Origin of the sequence: Rheinheimera mangrovi, from assembly GCF_003990335.1 — a bacterium.
In the GTDB taxonomy this organism is placed as follows: Bacteria; Pseudomonadota; Gammaproteobacteria; order Enterobacterales; family Alteromonadaceae; genus Pararheinheimera; species Pararheinheimera mangrovi.
Genome location: NZ_CP034683.1, coordinates 1077970 through 1096868, shown reverse-complemented (window position 1 = coordinate 1096868; position 18899 = coordinate 1077970). Strand labels below are relative to the sequence as shown.

The following is an 18899-nucleotide window of genomic DNA, read 5'->3' as shown; positions in this document are numbered from 1 at the left end:
CTGCACCACTCCCTTGCTAAAACCAGAATTACTGTATAAATTAACAGTTATTCAGTATAAGGGAGTTGGACCATGCTCAACCATCTGCATATTAGCAACTTTGCCATAGTACGCGCGCTGGAACTCGACTGGCGTGGCGGCATGACCACTATTACAGGCGAAACTGGCGCAGGCAAATCTATTGCTCTGGACGCCTTGTCTTTATGTTTGGGCGACCGTGCCGATGGTTTAGCTGTAAGGCCCGGTTGTGATAAAGCCGATATAGTGGCCACTTTTGATATCAGCCAGTTGGGTGCTGCTCAGCACTGGCTGGCAGAGCAAGACCTTGCTATGGGCAACGAATGTATAGTGCGCCGTGTGGTGGGTAGCGAAGGCCGCTCCCGTGGTTATATCAATGGCGTACAAGTGCCGGCTCAACAACTGAAAGCTTTGGGACATCACCTGTTAAGCATTCATGGTCAGCATGCGCATCAACTGTTGTTAAAGTCTGATCACCAGCGCCAGTTACTGGACGCTTATGCCAATACCCAATCCGCTTTAGCCGATTGCCGGCAATACTGGAAAGCATGGCAGCAATTGAAGCAGGAATATGGCGAACTACAAAGCAGTCAGCAGCAACGTGAAGCACAACGTCAGTTGCTGGAGTATCAGGTGGCAGAACTGGATCAGTTTGCACCAGGAGCAGATGAATTTGCCGAACTGGAAACTGAACATCAGCGCTTAAGCAACAGCCACAGCCTGATCCAGGCCAGCCAGCAAGCCTTGCAACTGGCTTATGACGATGAAGACGCCAACAGCTATCGTTTATTAAGTCATGCCTGTCAGCAACTGGACGACTATATAGAAGTAGACCCGGCTTTAGCCCCTATTCATCAAATGCTGAGCGAAGCTTTAGTACAAATTGAAGAAGCAGGCCGCGAACTACGCCGTTACAGTGAAAAAGTAGATATAGACCCGGAACGTTTAGCAGAAATTGATCAGCGCCTTGGGCAGTGGCTCAGTTTAAGCCGTAAACATCAAATACCAAACGATCAGCTGGCGCTGTTCCATCAGCAATTATCCCAGCAGTTATCAGAACTGGCTGGTGATGATGATCGCATAGTACAGCTGCAACTTGAAATTCAGCAGGCGCAGCAACTCTATTGTCAGGCCGCAGAAATAGTCTCCGAACTGCGTAAATCAGCCGCTTTAGAACTGTCGGATAAAATTGCCCGCAGCATGGCCGAATTGAGTATGGCCAACGGTAAATTTTATATAGCTGTTGAAAGCGCCGGTATAGATAAAGCCAACGCATCCGGCTGGGATCAGGTCGACTTTCTGGTCAGTACCAACCCAGGCCAACCTTTACAGGTTCTGCATAAAGTAGCATCAGGTGGTGAGTTATCCCGTATCAGCCTGGCCATTCAGGTGATACTGGCAGGAAAAGTTACTACTCCCACTCTTATTTTTGATGAAGTGGACGTTGGCATCAGCGGCCCTGTGGCAGCTGGTGTAGGCCGATTATTACGCCAGTTGGGTGAATCTACTCAAGTGATTTGTGTTACTCACTTACCTCAAGTCGCCAGTCAGGGCCATCACCAGTTATTTGTCGAGAAATACACCGACGGTATTGCTACAGAAACCCGCATTCGCGAGCTGGCAGACGAAGAACGGGTGCAGGAAATAGCACGCTTACTGGCAGGTGAAAATGTCAGCGCTAATGCGATTGCCAACGCCCGCGAGCTGTTATGTGCACCTTAAAGCTGATTTCAATGAATTATTTTTAGCAGGCACGAACTTAGCTAACACACTTAGGTCTGATTAAGGCTTTAATTTCAGCCCATGCTTGCGGTATGATGCCGACAGACTTATTCAGATGAAGAGACAGATGAAAGCAGTAGTGAAAACGGCCATTGTGTTGGCCACAGCATTGACTCTGGGTGCTTGCAGCAGTTGGATTTACCGGATTGACGTGCCACAAGGCAACTTTCTGGAACAAAAAGACATCGACAAACTGCGTGTTCAAATGACCAAAGAACAGGTTCGTTTTGTTTTAGGCAACCCTGTTGCTGAAAACGCTTTCGACGATGACATCTGGCACTATTTTTATGCGCTAAAAGGTGGTCGTGGCGACAACTTTGAGAAGCAAATAATCGTCAATTTTAAAGACGACAAACTGGTTGATATCAGTGGTGATTTCACCAAACCAGCTAACTTTAATACTCCGCTGGATAAATAACTTTTACAGGGGGTCGAGCTTCCGCTCTGCCCCCTGCTCGTAACTTCAGTGCAATAGTTCTGCTTATTTATCAGCCGTCAAATTATCAGTCAGAGTTAGCACTCTGCCCCTGTTGCGGCCTGCCACCCGTGGTTTTATTTGCTCTGCCTTCGTCTTTGGCTTTTTCAGCACGGCGACGACGCATATCTTTAGGATCGGCAATCAAAGGCCGGTAGATTTCAATTCTGTCACCCGCCTTTGGCACTTCATTTAATTTACAGGTCCGACTCCAGATCCCAACTTTATTCTGACTTAAATCAATGTCAGGAAAAGCAGCCAGCATGCCTGATTGTTGAATAATCTGTTCGACAGTGGCTGCGGCATCCACAGTTAAACTCAACAAACTTTGTCTCTCTGGTGTAGCGTAAGCCAATTCCACCGCTTTAGTTTCAGCCATGTTGCTCTCCGTACACTTGTTTAGCTCTTTGGGTAAAAGCACCCACCATAGCCGCGGTTAATTCGTTGAATATTTTACCAAAAGCAAACTCGACTATTTTATTGGAAAACTCAAAATCCAAAGCCAGCACCACTTTACAAGCCTCATCACTCAAGGGCACAAAAGTCCAGCCACCGGATAACTTTTTAAAAGGCCCAGACTCCAGTTGCATCTGAATCTGCGAGTCAGTCACCAGGGTATTGCGGGTGGTGAACTCCTGACTGATACCAGCTTTTTTCACTTGTAACTTAGCCAGCATCTGATCTGCAGACTGCTGCAAAATCTCTGCTTTGGCACAACCGGGTAAAAATTCCGGATAACGTGGTACATCGTTCACCAGCTCAAACATCTGGCGCGCGCTGTAAAAAACCAGTGCGCTGCGCTCAATTTGTGGCATACTCTCTCCCCTTAATGCAGGCGGCGATTGTAACAGAATTAGCCGCAGCCTCAATGTCCCAGGCGCAAGCCTTTTGCCATTAAATTCCTTGGCTTTTAAGAGTTATTCGTTCGCAAAGATGAGCAAAAAACAAAGCAGCAAAAATCAGGGCGGCACCATAGCCCAAAATAGAAAAGCACGACACGACTATTTCCTCGAAGAGCGTTTCGAAGCAGGTATGTGCCTGCAAGGCTGGGAAATAAAGAGTATTCGTGAAGGCAAAGTCAATTTGTCCGACTCATACGTCATTTTAAAAGATGGCGAAGCTTTTTTAATTGGTGCACAAATTCAGGCGCTGCACAGCGCATCCTCGCACGTGGTCTGCGATCCAGAGCGCTCGCGCAAGCTGTTGCTGAACAAACGTGAACTAAACAAACTGGTCGGTAAAAAAGAGCAAGACGGTTACACCTTAATAGCCACGTCCATGTACTGGAAAGCCTGTTGGGTGAAGCTGGAGTTCCATCTGGCCAAAGGTAAAAAGCACTTTGATAAGCGTGACGACATCAAAGACAGAGATTGGTCGCGTGAAAAAGAACGCATGATGAAACACAGCAAAAGATAATTGCAGCCGGGTTCTTACCCACTGCAGCTTGAGATTGTTCAATTCGTCACCATATAGAGTAATAACAGCCAAACGCAGCAAGAAAAGACCAGTTCTCAGCTTGCTGCCTTGAACTGCAGAGCGTAGAATGCGCTCAACACAGAAGTGTTCAGAAGACAAAAGAATTCGGGGCCGATACTGGATTCGACGGGATTCACGAACTCTTAGGTGCATGCCGAGGTGCGGTAGGCCTCGTAAAAAAGCCGCAAACTAGTAGTCGCAAACGACGAAACTTACGCAATCGCTGCCTAATAAGCAGTAGATGCTCTCCCCCCCGCGCATGCCTGTAAGCCGGGATTTTGGGAGATCACCCCTAACAGGATCGCATGGAGGCTTTGTCCGGAGCCAAGATGCTAAAACCAATCGGACTCGCCCGACGATAGCCTGCCAGCTGGCGCTCATAGGGTTAACCAAATAACTGGATAAGCATGTAGTACCGACGATCTAGGTTTTTCGGACGGGGGTTCAAATCCCCCCGGCTCCACCACATAGAAGACTAAGCAAGTCTATAACAGGCTACGAACCCCGCGCCAATGCGGGGTTTTTTATTGCCCGCCATTCTAACGTGGTCTAATATGGATTAACTGATACCCCCTGCTTTTAGGGGTATTAATGGGGGTTCTTTGCTATGTCAGCAGATCAGTACCCCCAAACCAGATACCCCTATGACTTCCGGCAAGTCCGGTGAACGCGGAGCAAAGCAGATGCCTTTATCAGCCACACAGGTAGACAAAGCCAAACCCCAGGACAAAGACTATAAGTTGTCCGATGAAAAAGGTTTGTTCTTACTGGTAAAACCGTCTGGCTCAAAATACTGGCGCTTAAAGTACCGCTTTGTTGGTAAAGAACGCCTGTTAGCAATTGGCGTTTACCCTGATGTTTCCCTGAAAGATGCCAGAGCAGCCAGAGACGAAGCCCGCAAACTTCTGGCGCAGGGCATAGATCCGAGCGCAGAGAAGCAAGCGCGTAAGCTGGCCAGCCATCAATCGGCAGCAAACAGCTTTGAGGCTGTTGCCAGAGAGTGGCTATTAGTCAAAATGTCCGATAAAAGCAAAACCCATCAGGACAGAACCCGCAGCGCTTTAGAAAAAGACCTGTTCCCCTACCTGGGCAGCAAACCCATTGCAGATATAACACCTATTGAGCTGCTTTCTACCCTTCGCCGCATAGAACGCCGTGGGGCCATTGAGACAGCGCACAGAGCCAAGCAAACGGCTGGGCAGGTTATCCGGTTTGCAATTGCTACGGGCCGCGCAGAACGCGATATAAGCGCAGATTTAAAAGGGGCATTGAAAAACCCAGTAGAGACTCACTTTCCCGCCATTACAGATCCGGCTGATGTTGGCCGCTTAATGCTGGCAATAGACGGGTATAACGGCACCAGCATTGTTAAATCCGCTTTACTGTTATCCCCTTTGCTATTTTGCCGCCCTGGTGAATTAAGGCAGCTGGAATGGGCAGAGGTTGACTTTGCACAGGCTCGGATCGAGCTACCGGCAGAAAAGATGAAAATGCGTCAGCCCCATATCATCCCGCTAAGTAAACAAGCATTGGCTGTACTGGACGAATTAAAACCTTTAACCGGGCATGGCAAGTATGTTTTCCCTTCGCCCCGTGGTGCAAGCCGTCCACTGTCTGAAAATGGCGTTAGAACAGCGCTTAGGGCTATGGGTTACGACAATGACTGAATCGCCACTAATTTCCTAGACACCTTTCAGTTAGATAAACTAACTCAAAGAGAGGTGCCTATGAGCAGTAAACGTTACCCCGAAGAATTCAGAATCGAAGCAGTTAAGCAGGTCGTTGATCGCGGCCATTCAGTTGCGGATGTTGCCAAACGGCTCGATATCACCACGCACAGCCTGTACGCCTGGATTAAAAAGTACGGTCCTGACAAACAACAGCATAATGATTTGGCTGACGCTCAGGCCGAGATTAAGCGACTGCAAAAAGAGCTGAAGCGAGCCACCGAAGAGCGCGACATTCTAAAAAAAGCCGCGGCGTACTTCGCAAAGCTGTCCGACTAAGATACGCCTTCATTAAAGAACACTGCGACAGCTGGCCGGTGCGCTGGCTTTGTAACATGTTGGATGTGCATCCCAGTGGATACTATGCGTGGAGTAAGGCATCGCTGTCGAAACGCGATAAAGCAAACCGGCGGCTGACAGGATTAATAAAACAGTTTTGGCTGGAGTCTGGTTGTGTGTATGGCTACCGTAAAATTCATTCTGATTTACGTGATTTCGGCGAGTCTTGCGGCATTAACCGGGTATACCGGTTGATGCAATCCGAAGGGCTTAAAGCACAGGTTGGATATCGCAAACCCAGATCACGTAAGGGGGACAGCCATATCATTACGCCGAACCGCTTGCAGCGGCAGTTTAATCCGTTAGTGCCTGACGAGGTATGGGTAACTGATATCACGTACATCCGCACGCATGAGGGGTGGCTGTATTTGGCTGTGGTTGTGGATTTGTTCTCGCGCAAGGTTGTTGGCTGGTCGATGCATTCCCAAATCAGCAAAGATATTGTGCTGAACGCATTGCTGATGGCCGTGTGGCGACGTCAGCCTAAAAAACAGGTGATGGTTCACTCCGACCAAGGGAGCCAATACACCAGCCATGACTGGCAGGCATTCCTGAAAACTCATGGCTTACAAGGCAGCATGAGCAGACGCGGAAACTGTCATGACAATGCAGTGGCAGAAAGCTTCTTCCAGTTGTTAAAGCGAGAGCGGATCAAGCGGAAAGTCTACACGACGCGTGATGAGGCCAGAAGTGATGTGTTTGATTACATTGAAATGTTTTACAACAGTAAACGGAAACATGGTTCCAATAATCTGCTGTCACCGGTAGAGTATGAAAACCGTTACCAAGAACGGCTGGGAAGTGTCTAGTTTATTGGTGGCGATTCATCTTAATAGTTAATTAAGAGAGTAATAGAGTGTGCATTACAAGCAAAAGCACCGGCCAAGCAGAACCGTTTTACCATACTTACGGAACAACGGTTCCAGACACACGGAACAGCAGTTCCACACTTACGGAACAACGGTTCCAAACAGGCAGGATCAGGCAGCCATAAAGCAAAAGGTACTGTGCAATACCCCCTCTTTGTCTGCGGGTGCGAAGCGCGCAGGGTTCCATACATTGATCAGAAAATAGTTTTGAAGCCTTTTCGTTTTCGCTATTGAATACCCACACGAAAGCAGCACCAGCAAGGCTTGTGCCTGTTTAGAAACACGAAACGACCTTAAACAACTGACTTTGTTGGGCTGCCTCAACCTGATTTCAGAAAGCATATGAGCGGGAGAACAGAGCTGATGGTAGACGTGGTGCCAGTAGCTGATATCTGGCATTGTGGCAATGCCTCCGTAATTTCCAGATTCCTCTTTTAAATAAGTTAAAAAATAACCAGTGTACTGACTGTATCAGTTTTGTCTGATATCAATTTAGAGATTTCAGATAAATTTATTGTAATAGGGGTACATCAGAGTTAGCTTGATATAAGTAAAAATTGTTAAACAAAGCATAAAAACTTCCGTAATGCGAGCGGACTACTTTGGAACATAGGTTATTAGGCAAAAGTTTCAGCTGGGAGAAAGTTAACGGTTATGGAAAAGGTATGCAGTCAGATAATAAGCTTTTTAATGGGCCGACCGGCTTATATTGAAATTATTGTAGGGCCAAGGATACAAGCTAGGCTGGAGCTAGACGAATTTACTCACGCATTCCCGCTTGTACCGACAGGCAATTCTCTGCACGTCGATTTCGGTTGCCAACTCTTAAATTTCCTTGGCATTCCGTTTGATGACGGTTTCGTACAAATGGCAATAAACCAAGGTTCTCCGTTCAATGACGCTACAGCGGTAGTGTACTCTAATTTATCCAGCGAAGATTTTGAGCTCGCAGGTCAGGGTCTTCTTAAGAAAGTTGGTCGTTACAGGGCTCTCCTTGCACTTTACGCTGGGGGGCCATTTTCGCCGATTGTGAAAATGAAATGGAATGAACCAGGTCTAGCTCATGTTGAGTTCCAGGCGCCACCTTATCGTCGCGGACTTATTAGTCGGTTGGAAGATGATCCAATTTCATCAGACTTTCTACGGTTATGCGCCGGTGAACGTAACGATGATGATCAGCTCCACTACTACATTAGCCTGCTGCAACAAGCAAGTGAGTTGGCTGACGAGCACTTTAGAATCGCTCGGATGTATTCTCTTTTGGAAACAATGGCATCAGGTATTTCGTCTCAGTTTGAGCGAAGAGCAAAGAAACCAATGACAAGAGCTGCTATCCGCTTTATGACAGGTTACTTCATTGATTTTGATATTCCCCGATTCACACTTGGAAAAAGTGATGATTACGAGTTCGACCATATTGAGCTCGCAGGTCAAGTGCGGCACAAGATATTTCATGGTGGTGGGCAACTTAAAACCAGTGACGTCTCGGCGAAGCTTAAGCCAGGTGTCGAGTTACTCAACAGGCGGCCTGATCTTATCGCTAATGTTTTACGCCGTGATTGCGAGAGTCAATTGACAGGATGGGCACGAAGAACCAGTCGCGCATGGCAGGCGCAAAATGGCATTGAATTCGAGCTACCCTCTAGAGATCCAAACTACGATGGAAGAACATTAACAAAGTGCTTGATTTCGAGCCCCGAGCCAGCTGGCAGTTCCATTGGATCAGTGAATGTTCGAGTCAAAGGTATGGATATAGGCAGTGTTCGACTTGAGATGGTTAACAATGCATGGAGCTGAGGCGTTAATGTTCACTTCGCTTACATCCGACTTTCAAGATTTGCGAGGTTTATCGTAGGAGAACATCAGATTTCAGGATCCCAAATTCGTGCTATCAAAGTATGTGATAAACCCAAACCTTACGGCCAACTAATGGAGGACTACCTTAGTTATATAAACTGAAGGACTCTTTATTAGATATGCATAAGTAGGGAATATCTTGACTAGACACAATTAATCCTATTACTAAAAAAATATCTACGGGGCTTGGCGTTCGAAAGACTCGCGATTAAATCGGTATAGTTCGGGAGTGCCGATAAACACCATAGACTGATCAAATGCTCAGCCGTTGCAGATAATGACCGCCAACACCAGGCGCCGGAGGGGGGATCTAAATCTCTATGACGTATAGGCCTGGACACCGATCCCTCCATCAGATTTTTATTTTCGCGAAAAATAAAGTTAAAACCGGCCTCCGCACTTTGCTATACCACTAAAGTGATGACCAGAGAGCAGGTGCAAGGGGCTTAAATTGAAACAGCTTAAAAAGCAGCTGCAACAGGAGCAGCCGAAAGGGTTTAGCGCTACATTATCGACCGCCAGATTAATAAAGTAGGCAAGAACGCAAATGTGCCAAGAGCAGCCTGTTGGAAGGTTAACACACTTTCATATCTTGTTGATTTTTAAAAAATGTTTTACATTCTAAATGTATGAGCTACATGAATTACTGAATCTACTTGCAATCTATGTGCGGTTAAAAAACATACTTTTAGGTCTGACATGCTATGAATGGGTATTCGAGATATCAAAAGCTAATGGTTGAATGGGCTTCTAAAACATTAAGTCCACTTTACACAGCGCAACAAAACCCCTCTGGCCAAAAGCCGAAGCCTCTTGATAGTTTTTTCGAAGAGACATTTAAAGGTTTCAATGAAATATCTAATACTTTGGATGCTCTACGTTTAACAAATCTATTTATCTCACTCTCGCCTCCAAGGAGTCGTCGTGTTCAAAAGCCTGAGTATTTGAAATACCACGTAAGTGTGCATCTTCAGGAGGTGTACATTTTGAAAGAGCGTCTCAATTCATATGCTACAAGAATTATGAGGGCATATTCGAAAAGTTCTCATAAAGCCTTTGCAGAGGCTCGTATTAAACCGCTTTTTGGTATTGTAGGTACATCTTTAGAGCAAGCGGTTTCATCTCGAAGTAAACATGTCCATGCCACTAGATACAATGATGAAGCCCTAGACCAAGCTTCAATGTTTTCATTTGTCGATATGTTTGGTGATAGTCAAGACTTTAAGGAAATATCCACACTTAGCTACTTAGTAGCAAAAGAAAAGTGGAAAAACACAACAAAAAGCAACATTGATGAAATAACCAATCTCTTGGATGACTATTTCGATGCACTTTTTGAAGTTATCACCGTCAATGGTGTGATCCATACTCCGCAAAAACTTATGTGAAAGCCTAAAACGCAGATGCTATCGCTGAAAAAAAGGCGTTGGCTGAGACATCAACTCTCTGCGCTATTGGGTAATTAAGTCCACTATCCGCTCAAAACTACCTGCCTGGGTAAATTGGAACCTCTCAACTAAATTGCCAGATCAGATATGAGCTACAACAATTAAAGGCCACTCATTAACCAACAGCGAAAAGTTGCTGCTTTATGCTGAAATAGAGCTGACCGAAAAAATAAATTTTGAACTGAGCAGCGGGGGTAACACCGGATAAATGGGGGTATTTATGGGGGTATTAGCGACCAACACCAAACACATAATCAATAATAAACATACAGTTACATCTCCACTTCAATAGACCCCGGCCCAATAAAGCAAAAGGCCACCGCAAGGTGGCCTTTTGCTTTATTGTGGTTTCGCGGCGGACGCGAAGCACCGTTCGGGGTTCAGCCGGAGCTTGCGCAGCAAGCGTAGACAACGCCCAAAGGGCGGCCTCTCGTTGAAAACGAGAGGTGAGCGGCAAAGCCGCGAATAAATCCCCCCAAGTACCTAGCCACCGCAAGGTGGCCTTTGCCATCAGCCGCAGCAAGAAATTGAGTTGCCACCACTAAATGCCAAGTACAAAAACAGGGGGCAAAGGGCAAGACCTGTCACCATTTTCCCCTATGCCTTCAGTCGCAGCAAGAAATTGAGTTGTCACCACTAAATACCAAGCACAAAAACAGGGGCAAAGGGCAAGACCTGTCACCATTTTCCCTTACTTTTGAGGATGCAATCAGTAATACGATGCAAGACCTTATGCTGCCTATGATCTGAGCCGTGGCACGGTAACCCCCTACCGCAAGATGGCCACTTTAAGACTCACATTAAAATATTTCCGTAACTTGAGTCACTAAGCATTCGGGTATATGTTTTCAGTATCAGTCAGTGGAGAACACACAATGAAAACAGGTACTGTATTTCAACACAACAACTCTCAGGCCGTCCGCTTACCAGCAGAAGCTCGTTTTCCAGAACGTATAAAAGAGGTCAGCATCAGGGTTGTTGGGCAAGATCGTATTCTCACATCTGTAGCAAGTACATGGGATTCATTTTTTCTGCAAAGCGAAGGAATTACTGAAGATTTTGCCTTAGAGCGAGCCAGCCAGAAGCAACAAGAGCGGGAAATGTTTTAGCTATAAATAGTTACAGCCCCAACAAAAGCAAAAGGCCATCAAACGACAGCCTTTTTAGTTTAATCAAATGCCGAGATTAATATCCCCCTACTTCCCCTGCCCCAGCAACCAACCATAAATATCCCAGCCTTCGTACACTTGGCGCCATGCGTCGTGTTCTGCTTGTTCCAGCATACTAAAACGCACATTGGTGTGGCCTAACTGGCGCAGCGTCTCTATACCTGGGTAGATATTATCTTTATTGATAGCAGAATCCCGGCCTGCTGCTATCACCCAGAGTGGTAGCTTAGCTTTGGCTATAGGCGGCATTAAATCCGGGTGACCCCAGGCGACTACAGGAGCTGCGGCTGCAAATAACTCAGGGTGTTTGCTGGCCATATACCAGGTGCCAAAACCACCGTAGCTAATGCCGGAGATATACAGCCGTTTGGTATCTGTGTTGTAATTTTTCTGCACAGTCGCAATCATGGCTAATAGATCTTGCTCTGCCTTCTCCCAACCATTTGGCAATAACACTGGCACTTTTGATATATCAGCTACAGCTTTGGCTGGCGCTATGGCTTTATCGGATGGAAACATCACAGGGCGTGGCGGTACGCCATCGGCTAGGCGCTTCGGAATATCGGCTTTACTGCGGTTGGCAATATAAGGCAGCTTACGCATATCAAACATCTGCAATTGCGGCACTATCATAATAAAAGGCAGGTCGCGTTTTTGCACCCAAGCCTCATACAAAGGGCCGTGCACCATAGTAAAATCCAGCTCGTCCAGACCATTGCCACGTTCGCCATTGCCGTGTAAAAACAGCAACACTGGCCATTTTTGCGCCGCTTTTTGATCATAACCTTGAGGCAAATAAACAAAATACTGTCGGTTTAAGCCATCTACAGTGCTTTTATAATCTGCTCTTAACAGCTTTGCTTCTGAAGCCACTGCGGCACCTGACAGCAACACCACGCACAAACATAGAATTCTGAACACCATCACTACTCCTTTTTCTTATTGAGTTGCAGGACTGCACACGTCAAAAGCTCAGCTCGGATCCAAAGAGCCACGCCCCATGCTCGCTGACTTTGTACTTTTTGTCACCACAACACAAAGTAATTTAAGCTAAATACCCCGTAAATTCAGTTGGTTCATCAATTCGACAGCAATAAAGCTGTTCACTATGCTTAGCGGCGAATAAACAACCAAACCGGGGGACTTTTATGAAATGGCTTTCCTGTATTAGCCTGTCAGTGCTGTTGATATTTACCGCTTCAGCTTTTGCCGCTGTAACCGAAAAAAAAGTGCAGTTGCCTGACAAGCTAGGTAGTGCGGTGATTTACGGCAATGACAGTATCAAAAATCAAGGCACGGGAGTTATAGTGATCCACGAATGGTGGGGCTTTAATGACTATGCCCGCAGCAGAGCTAAAATGCTGGCCGAACTGGGCTACACCAGCATTGCTGTGGATATGTACGGCACAGGCAAAGTGGCTGACCATCCGGACAACGCTATGGCCTTTATGGAAGAAGCAATGAAAGATCCGGAGAAAATTAACGCCCGTTTTGAAGCTGCTATGGCCTTATTAAAAGCAGAATCAGGTGTCGATGCCAGCCGAATTTACGCTATGGGCTATTGTTTTGGTGGTGGTGTGGTACTGAATCAGGCTCGCATGGGTAAAAACCTGGCCGGAGTAGCCAGTTTCCATGGCATGTTAACGTCAAAAAAATTCAAAGCGGACGCTACAACTCTGAAAGCAAAAATTCTGGTGGCCCATGGTGGCGCCGATCCTTTTGTACCGCCAGAGCAAGCCAGCAGCTTCGTTACAGAAATGCTGGAGGCCGGTGCTGATTTAGATTTTCGGGTGTACCCTGGCGTTAAACATAGTTTTACCGTGCCTGATGCCAGCGCCAAAGGTGAAGCCTTTGGTATGCCTTTTAAGTATGACGAGCAGGCTGATAAAGACAGCTGGGCGGCACTGCTGCGTATGCTGGAGCAAAAATCATAATGGCGCCTGAGGGCGCTTTTCAAAGACTGTACCGCTGTTAACTCCAGTACAGGCTAAATCACTAAATACCTGCTTTGTTTCAGCTTTTTATTTAAAAGCTTTTAAAATTGCAGTTACACTCAATTTATATCTTTTGTCTGGAATTTTTGTATGCGGGCAGTTTTTCCACCCAACGAAGCGGAACGTTTAGCTACGCTCTACTCGCTGAATATTCTTGATACTGCACCTGAAGCAGCCTTTGATGCTTTGGCGCAACTGGCCAGCCATATCTGTCAGACACCTTATGCAGTGCTGACGCTGGTGGATAAAGACAGACAATGGTTTAAAACTAAAATTGGCTTTGAACATCATCAAACCTCAAGAGACATTTCTTTTTGTGCACACAGTATTCTGCAACCAGATCAACTGACCTATGTCGCAGATGCCAGCCAGGATCCGCGCTTTTGTGATAACCCTGATGTAACCAAAGCCAACGGTATCAGGCTCTACGCTGGCGCACCGCTGAAGTTAAGTAATGGCGTTGTACTTGGTACTTTATGTGTGGTGGACACTAAGGTCAGAGAACTGACAACAGAGCAGCAGCAGGCTTTAAGTTTACTGGGTATGCAAGCGGTACAATTGTTGGAAGCCAGACAAAAAGCCGAGCTGTATTACCAGCAACAACGCACTCTGGCGACAGTTATCAGTCATGCCCCAGTGCTGTTGGGCCAGATAGATACCCAGTTTCGTTATATATTCTGCAATCATAAGTACAGCGAATGGTTTGGCATTGATGCTGATTTTGCTGTGGGTAAAACTATTGCAGAGGTTTTTGGTGACGCCCCTTATGCACAAGCTAAACCCTCACTGGATCTTTGCCTGACAGGACAAACAGTCTCTTTTCAGGCTAAACCTGCCAGTGGTCAGATTTTTGATGTTAATTTTGTACCACAAAAAAACCATAAGGACGAAGTCGAAAGCATCATTATCATTGCTGCCAATGTGACCGAAGTTCACCAGCAGCAACTGCAGATTAAACAGGAACACAACAGGATGGATGCCATTATCAATGGCTCTAACCTCGGCACCTGGGAATGGAATGTTCAAAGCGGTACCACCATTTACAACCAGCGGTGGTTCGAATTATTAGGCCTGAAACCCCAGCAGACCAGCTCGATTGAGCTTTGGGCTAACTTATTGCACCCGGATGATTTAATCCAGTCGAAAAAAATACTGGCGCAACATTTTTCGCAAGCCACTCCCTATTACGACAGCAAGTTCAGAATGAAGCACAGCAAGGGGCATTGGGTTTGGATCCATGCCATTGGCAAAGTTATGAACTGGACCAGTGATGGCCAGCCTCTGCTCATGTTTGGTATTCATGCGGATGTCACCAAGGCACTGGAAAAAGAAACCGAAATTTTAGAAACACGCTCCTGGTTACAGGCCATTATTGACTCGTCTACAGAAGTTGCACTCATTTCTGTGGAGCCGAGTGGAATCATCAGGCTGTTTAATACCGGCGCTGAACGCATGTTGGGGTATAGCGCTGAGGAACTTGTAGGTAAACATAGTCCGGCTTTGTTTCATGATCCGACAGAAGTTACAGCCCATGGTCAGTTACTCAGTAAGAGACATCAACAAAACATTCAGGGATTTGATGTCTTTGTGCACCAGGCCCGACAAGGCCAAAGCGAAACAAGGCAATGGACCTATATCTGTAAAAATGGCGACCGCAAACAAGTCAGGTTAAGTGTGTCGGCCATGCGGGATGAACACAATGCAATTCGTGGTTTTTTGGGTGTGGCCATAGATATTACCCAGTTGGAGCATTTAAATCATGCCTTGCTGATGAGCGAACAACGCTACCGCTCTATGCTGGATAACTTACCTGGCGTTGTTTATCGCTGCCGGAATGACGAACACTGGACTATGCTGTTTATCAGTGACGAAGTGTTTGCGCTAACAGGTTACAAAGCCCATCAACTGATCCGCAGTAAAGAAATCAGCTTTGCAGAACTAAATTACCCTGACGATACAGAGCATACTAATAATGCCGTACAACAAGCACTAAAAAATAAACAGCGCTTTCAGGTCGAATACCGGCTCAAGCATAAAGACGGTAGCTTACGCTGGGTGCAGGAGTTGGGTCAGGGAGTTTATGATGACCACGGCGAACTGTTGTATATCGACGGTTTTATCTGGGATGTCACTCAGCAACATGAAGCACTGCAGGCTTTAAGTGCAAGCGAGCAAAAGTTATCTTCGCTCTACAAAATGGCACCACTTGCGATAGTGCTGAATCGCTTTAGCGATGGTGCTTTTATTGAAGCCAACCCTGAATTCTATCGTATGCTGGGCTATAACAATCAACCTGATTATTCCCAAATTTCATCCAACAGGGGTTATGCCACTATGGCACCCGATCAGATGACTCAGCTACAACACAACGGACGTTATGGCCCTCAGGAGCAGGAGTTGCGGCACAATGATGGTCATATGGTGCCTGTGTCCGTGACAGGGGTACTGATCCAAAACCATGAAGGTGAACAGCAGATCTGGTCCATTATTCAGGATATTACTGAGCGCCGCCGTATTGAGCAGATGAAAAACCAATTTGTCTCTATGGTTAGTCATGAACTGCGCACCCCACTGACTTCTATTTCCGGCTCTTTGGCATTGGTCACTGGCGGGGTTTTAGGTGCAGTGCCCGCAGCTATGGTGTCGATGTTAGATATAGCGAAAGACAATAGCTCCCGACTTAGCCAGCTTATCAACGACCTGCTGGATATAGACAAACTGGTGGCTGGTAAAATGCATTTTAATCTAAGTCTGTGCCTGATCACCGATCTGCTGGCAAAGTCAGTACAAATTAACCAGCCTTACGCTGATAAGTATGAAGTGCAGTTGCAACTGGCTGAACAACAAGACGCGATGGTGATGGTCGACGCCATGAGATTTCAGCAAATTATGGCCAACTTATTATCCAACGCCGCTAAATTTTCACCTGCAGGTTCCATAGTTAAAGTACGCTCCCTGTTAGTTGATGGCCAGGTTCAGGTGGAAGTGGAAGACCAGGGCCCAGGTATACCTGACGAGTTTAAAGCTCATATTTTCGAAAAATTTTCACAAGCCGATGGCGCTGACAACAGGCAAAGTGAAGGTACAGGTTTAGGCTTATCTATAGTCAAAGAGCTGGCCGAGCATATGGCTGGTAAAGTCGGATTTTATAATCTGGATCCTAAAGGCTGCTGTTTTTATCTCAACTTTGCGCAAGCAAAACAAGCCAGCCTGAATCAGCCCAAAATACTGGTAGTGGAAGATGATCTTGCTGTTGCCGGATTTATTATGCGGCTGTTGCAGAGTCAGGGTTATCAAAGCCACTGCGCCGCGAGCCTGCAGGATGCCATAGTAGCTTTAGATCAGCATTTATATCAGGCTATTACACTAGATTTGAATTTACCTGACGGTCACGGTTCAGCTTTGTTTGCTGAACTGCGCAGTCGAAGCCAGTATAAAACCACGCCGGTATTGATCATCAGTTCAGAGTCCAAAGACAACCATACTCAGTTACTCGGTGGAGTCCATGCTCTGGATTGGCTGGATAAACCGGTATCACCATCGTCTTTGCTGGAAAAAGTAGAGCTGCTCTTAGGCTCAGATACACACCGGAATACCAGGATCCTGCATGTGGAAGATGATCCACATTTAGGCCAAATCCTGGCCTTACATCTGGCAGACTTTGCCACATCTGTGCAAGCGACCAGCGTAAAATCAGCATTGCAGCTGCTGAACAGCCATCGCTTTGATTTAGTCATACTGGATATTGGTTTACCTGACGGCTCAGGGCTGGAGCTATTGCCTGAACTGGCACTACGCCAACCTCAAACTCCTGTGGTGATTTGGTCAGCGCAGGAGTTAAGTCCGGCACAGCGGCATCAGGTGGATTTAGTCTTAGCAAAAAGCCGCATCGATTTGCCAGCTTTGCTGCAACAATTGAAGAAGTTATTGCCTCCAGCTCTTTAGCTCATATTAAGCGGGATTTGGTCAGTTGGCTGAAAAAACTGGGTTTGGTTTCGCCCGCCATGTTTGGAGCAATACAAGGCTTTATCAGCCTGATCAATCAGTTGATCGGTTTCATCTGTGGATTTTGCCTGGCTAATGCCAGCGCTGAAACTACAGTGGAAATTATGATGATCAAAACTAAAAGGCAAACTGGCAAAGGATTGGCGAAGTTGCTCTACCAAGTCAAGTGCTTGTTGCTGATTGCAATCAGGCAAAATCAGCAAAAACTCTTCACCGCCATAGCGGCCGATAATGTCGGTTTTACGCAATTGCTGTTTTAACAGGTTGGCTAAACTACTGATCACCTGATCGCCGATCAAGTGACCATAGCTATCGTTGACCTTTTTAAAGTGGTCTATATCCAGCATCACTACACTCAAAGGCTCGCCTGTGCGCTCACAGCGTTGCAATTCATGACTTAAGCGCTCTTTAACTCTGGCATGTTGCAATAAGCCGGTTAAGCTGTCTTTGGTCATCATATCAGCCAGTTGCCTGGCTCGCTGCGCTCTGGCAAAAACTGCCACGATCAAAGCAGTATCTGTGATAGGTTTGGTCAGGAAGTCATCACCACCTTTCACTAAAGCTGCCAGTTGGCGTTCACTGTCTGTTTCTGAAGACAAATAGATAATAGGCACACTAAGCCATTCATCCTGCAAACGGATCAGTTGCGCCAACTCAGGCCCTGAACAACCAGGCATCAGCACATCCAGCAGCACTACGTCTGGACGAAAGCGGTTCAGGCCATCATAAATTTTTGAAGGGTCCAGTAAAATTTCGGCACGCAAGCCAGCACCTTGCAGCACCAGTGCATAATGTTCAGCCAGTAACTGATCGTCATCAACAATCAATACCCGAAAGGGCTCACGGCGGCGCACCGCTAGTAAGCGCTGTAAGCGGGCTTCCAACGCTGTGGTATTTAAAGGTTTTATAAAATAACCACGGGCGCCAATACGCACAGCCTGCAGATGGTGGCCAAAACTGTCGTGACTGGTTAACACCAATACAGGTAAAGCCTCAACTAAGCTCTTCTGAAAATCTGCTATATACTCCAGCCCGGTTTGCTCTTCATCCGGCAAAGAAATATCCAGTATTAAAGCATCTGGTAAGTGGGTTTTCAGCGCCTGATCCAATTCTGCAATACGTTTATAGCTTTGGATCTGATAACCAAAGGTAGCCAGTGTCAGCGTAAGATGTTGTGCTGTTTCTTCATCGTCTTCCAGCACATAAATCAGTGCTTTCTGATCATGCAACATATCCAGTCTGGCAGAGGTTAGGTTCATCACCTGATGTCCGCTTTGATGAGCGTATTGCACCTGCTGGAAGATGGTCATAAAACTGTTAATTGCTGGCATATCCGGAGCTGACTCTTCTGCCATCCAGTCTTTTAATTGCAACTCAAGATTTTTAGCCAGCTTACCCAATTGTGGCAAACCAAAGGTACCGGCTGAACCGGCCAACGTATGAAACTTATGCTTTAACGGCAGCACTATAGCACGCCAGTTCGGCTGGCCTGGCAATGTAGCCAAAGCGCTGACCTCAGAGGCGAGCAATGGAATATCTGCTTGCAGTCGCTCCATATATTGTTGGTGAAGCTTGGCAAGTTGTTGCTCTAATTTAGACTGTTCTGCGGTCATGCTCTGTCATTGTTCGTTGAAGGTGCTGATCTACTATAACAAAGGATGCAACAAATCCCAGTAGCAAATACACTTTTGCTTAGAATAAATTAATGCTATGTGCTTAAAACCACAGCATAAAATGGGC

General features: G+C 46.4%; 14 protein-coding genes and 1 other RNA gene. 11 read left to right on the top strand and 4 right to left on the bottom strand.

The window, feature by feature from the left end; all coding sequences use genetic code 11:
• Window positions 1–72 precede the first annotated feature (72 nt).
• On the top strand, window positions 73–1740 hold the full coding sequence (recN, locus tag EK374_RS05040; RefSeq protein ID WP_127020723.1) for a DNA repair protein RecN: 1668 nt from the start codon (window positions 73–75) through the stop codon (window positions 1738–1740).
• Between the two features lie 127 nt (window positions 1741–1867).
• Window positions 1868–2218: an outer membrane protein assembly factor BamE gene (locus EK374_RS05035; protein ID WP_127020721.1), complete on the top strand. Its 351-nt coding sequence runs from the start codon at window positions 1868–1870 to the stop codon at window positions 2216–2218.
• Window positions 2219–2303: 85 nt separating this feature from the next.
• On the opposite strand, the gene EK374_RS05030 is transcribed toward EK374_RS05035, so the two are convergent.
• Entirely contained in the window at window positions 2304–2654 is a 351-nt protein-coding gene (locus tag EK374_RS05030) for an RnfH family protein (protein WP_127020719.1), read from the bottom strand.
• Window positions 2647–3090, bottom strand: coding sequence for an SRPBCC family protein (locus EK374_RS05025; RefSeq protein ID WP_127020717.1), 444 nt, complete (start codon window positions 3088–3090; stop codon window positions 2647–2649). The genes EK374_RS05030 and EK374_RS05025 overlap by 8 nt, the downstream gene beginning before the upstream one ends.
• 118 nt (window positions 3091–3208) lie before the next feature.
• Here EK374_RS05025 and smpB point away from each other — a divergent pair, with 118 nt between their 5' ends.
• The 7 genes from smpB to vapB all read left to right on the top strand — a co-directional run bounded on the left by smpB (window position 3209) and on the right by vapB (window position 11100).
• Window positions 3209–3691, top strand: coding sequence for an SsrA-binding protein SmpB (gene smpB, locus EK374_RS05020; RefSeq protein ID WP_008897453.1), 483 nt, complete (start codon window positions 3209–3211; stop codon window positions 3689–3691).
• 167 nt (window positions 3692–3858) lie between these two features.
• Window positions 3859–4217: a transfer-messenger RNA gene (gene ssrA, locus EK374_RS05015) on the top strand.
• A 217-nt stretch (window positions 4218–4434) separates the two neighbouring features.
• Window positions 4435–5418: a tyrosine-type recombinase/integrase gene (locus EK374_RS05010; RefSeq protein WP_233280336.1), complete on the top strand. Its 984-nt coding sequence runs from the start codon at window positions 4435–4437 to the stop codon at window positions 5416–5418.
• Window positions 5419–5478: 60 nt separating this feature from the next.
• Window positions 5479–6626 (top strand): IS3 family transposase gene (locus EK374_RS05005; protein ID WP_127019341.1). Its coding sequence is split into 2 segments (ribosomal slippage): window positions 5479–5716 and window positions 5716–6626, totalling 1149 coding nucleotides; the frame shifts between segments, so codons are not numbered across the junction.
• Window positions 6627–7340: 714 nt separating this feature from the next.
• Complete coding sequence (locus tag EK374_RS05000; RefSeq protein WP_127020715.1) at window positions 7341–8483, top strand: hypothetical protein; 1143 nt, start codon at window positions 7341–7343, stop codon at window positions 8481–8483.
• Window positions 8484–9247: 764 nt separating this feature from the next.
• Window positions 9248–9931, top strand: coding sequence for a hypothetical protein (locus EK374_RS04995; protein WP_127020713.1), 684 nt, complete (start codon window positions 9248–9250; stop codon window positions 9929–9931).
• Window positions 9932–10866: 935 nt separating this feature from the next.
• Window positions 10867–11100, top strand: coding sequence for a type II toxin-antitoxin system VapB family antitoxin (gene vapB / locus EK374_RS04990; RefSeq protein WP_127020711.1), 234 nt, complete (start codon window positions 10867–10869; stop codon window positions 11098–11100).
• Window positions 11101–11187: 87 nt separating this feature from the next.
• On the opposite strand, the gene EK374_RS04985 is transcribed toward vapB, so the two are convergent.
• Complete coding sequence (locus tag EK374_RS04985) at window positions 11188–12084, bottom strand: carboxylesterase family protein (RefSeq protein WP_127020709.1); 897 nt, start codon at window positions 12082–12084, stop codon at window positions 11188–11190.
• Window positions 12085–12308: 224 nt separating this feature from the next.
• Here EK374_RS04985 and EK374_RS04980 point away from each other — a divergent pair, with 224 nt between their 5' ends.
• Both EK374_RS04980 and EK374_RS04975 read left to right on the top strand, forming a co-directional pair.
• A complete protein-coding gene (locus EK374_RS04980; RefSeq protein WP_127020707.1) occupies window positions 12309–13094 on the top strand; it encodes a dienelactone hydrolase family protein in 786 nt (261 codons plus the stop codon).
• 150 nt (window positions 13095–13244) lie between these two features.
• Complete coding sequence (locus EK374_RS04975) at window positions 13245–17099, top strand: PAS domain S-box protein (protein WP_127020705.1); 3855 nt, start codon at window positions 13245–13247, stop codon at window positions 17097–17099.
• On the opposite strand, the gene EK374_RS04970 is transcribed toward EK374_RS04975, so the two are convergent.
• Window positions 17096–18772, bottom strand: coding sequence for a diguanylate cyclase (locus tag EK374_RS04970; protein ID WP_127020703.1), 1677 nt, complete (start codon window positions 18770–18772; stop codon window positions 17096–17098). The genes EK374_RS04975 and EK374_RS04970 overlap by 4 nt on opposite strands.
• Between the last annotated feature and the right edge of the window lie 127 nt (window positions 18773–18899).

What these genes read in the sequence shown, in the direction of transcription:
- EK374_RS04970 (WP_127020703.1), bottom strand. Translation starts at nt 18,772, where the DNA reads ATGACCGCAGAACAGTCTAAATTAGAGCAACAACTTGCCAAGCTTCAC.
- EK374_RS05000 (WP_127020715.1), top strand. Translation starts at nt 7,341, where the DNA reads ATGGAAAAGGTATGCAGTCAGATAATAAGCTTTTTAATGGGCCGACCG.
- EK374_RS04985 (WP_127020709.1), bottom strand. Translation starts at nt 12,084, where the DNA reads ATGGTGTTCAGAATTCTATGTTTGTGCGTGGTGTTGCTGTCAGGTGCC.
- EK374_RS05030 (WP_127020719.1), bottom strand. Translation starts at nt 2,654, where the DNA reads ATGGCTGAAACTAAAGCGGTGGAATTGGCTTACGCTACACCAGAGAGA.
- EK374_RS05025 (WP_127020717.1), bottom strand. Translation starts at nt 3,090, where the DNA reads ATGCCACAAATTGAGCGCAGCGCACTGGTTTTTTACAGCGCGCGCCAG.
- EK374_RS05035 (WP_127020721.1), top strand. Translation starts at nt 1,868, where the DNA reads ATGAAAGCAGTAGTGAAAACGGCCATTGTGTTGGCCACAGCATTGACT.
- vapB (WP_127020711.1), top strand. Translation starts at nt 10,867, where the DNA reads ATGAAAACAGGTACTGTATTTCAACACAACAACTCTCAGGCCGTCCGC.
- recN (WP_127020723.1), top strand. Translation starts at nt 73, where the DNA reads ATGCTCAACCATCTGCATATTAGCAACTTTGCCATAGTACGCGCGCTG.
- smpB (WP_008897453.1), top strand. Translation starts at nt 3,209, where the DNA reads ATGAGCAAAAAACAAAGCAGCAAAAATCAGGGCGGCACCATAGCCCAA.
- EK374_RS05010 (WP_233280336.1), top strand. Translation starts at nt 4,435, where the DNA reads ATGCCTTTATCAGCCACACAGGTAGACAAAGCCAAACCCCAGGACAAA.
- EK374_RS04995 (WP_127020713.1), top strand. Translation starts at nt 9,248, where the DNA reads ATGAATGGGTATTCGAGATATCAAAAGCTAATGGTTGAATGGGCTTCT.
- EK374_RS04975 (WP_127020705.1), top strand. Translation starts at nt 13,245, where the DNA reads ATGCGGGCAGTTTTTCCACCCAACGAAGCGGAACGTTTAGCTACGCTC.
- EK374_RS04980 (WP_127020707.1), top strand. Translation starts at nt 12,309, where the DNA reads ATGAAATGGCTTTCCTGTATTAGCCTGTCAGTGCTGTTGATATTTACC.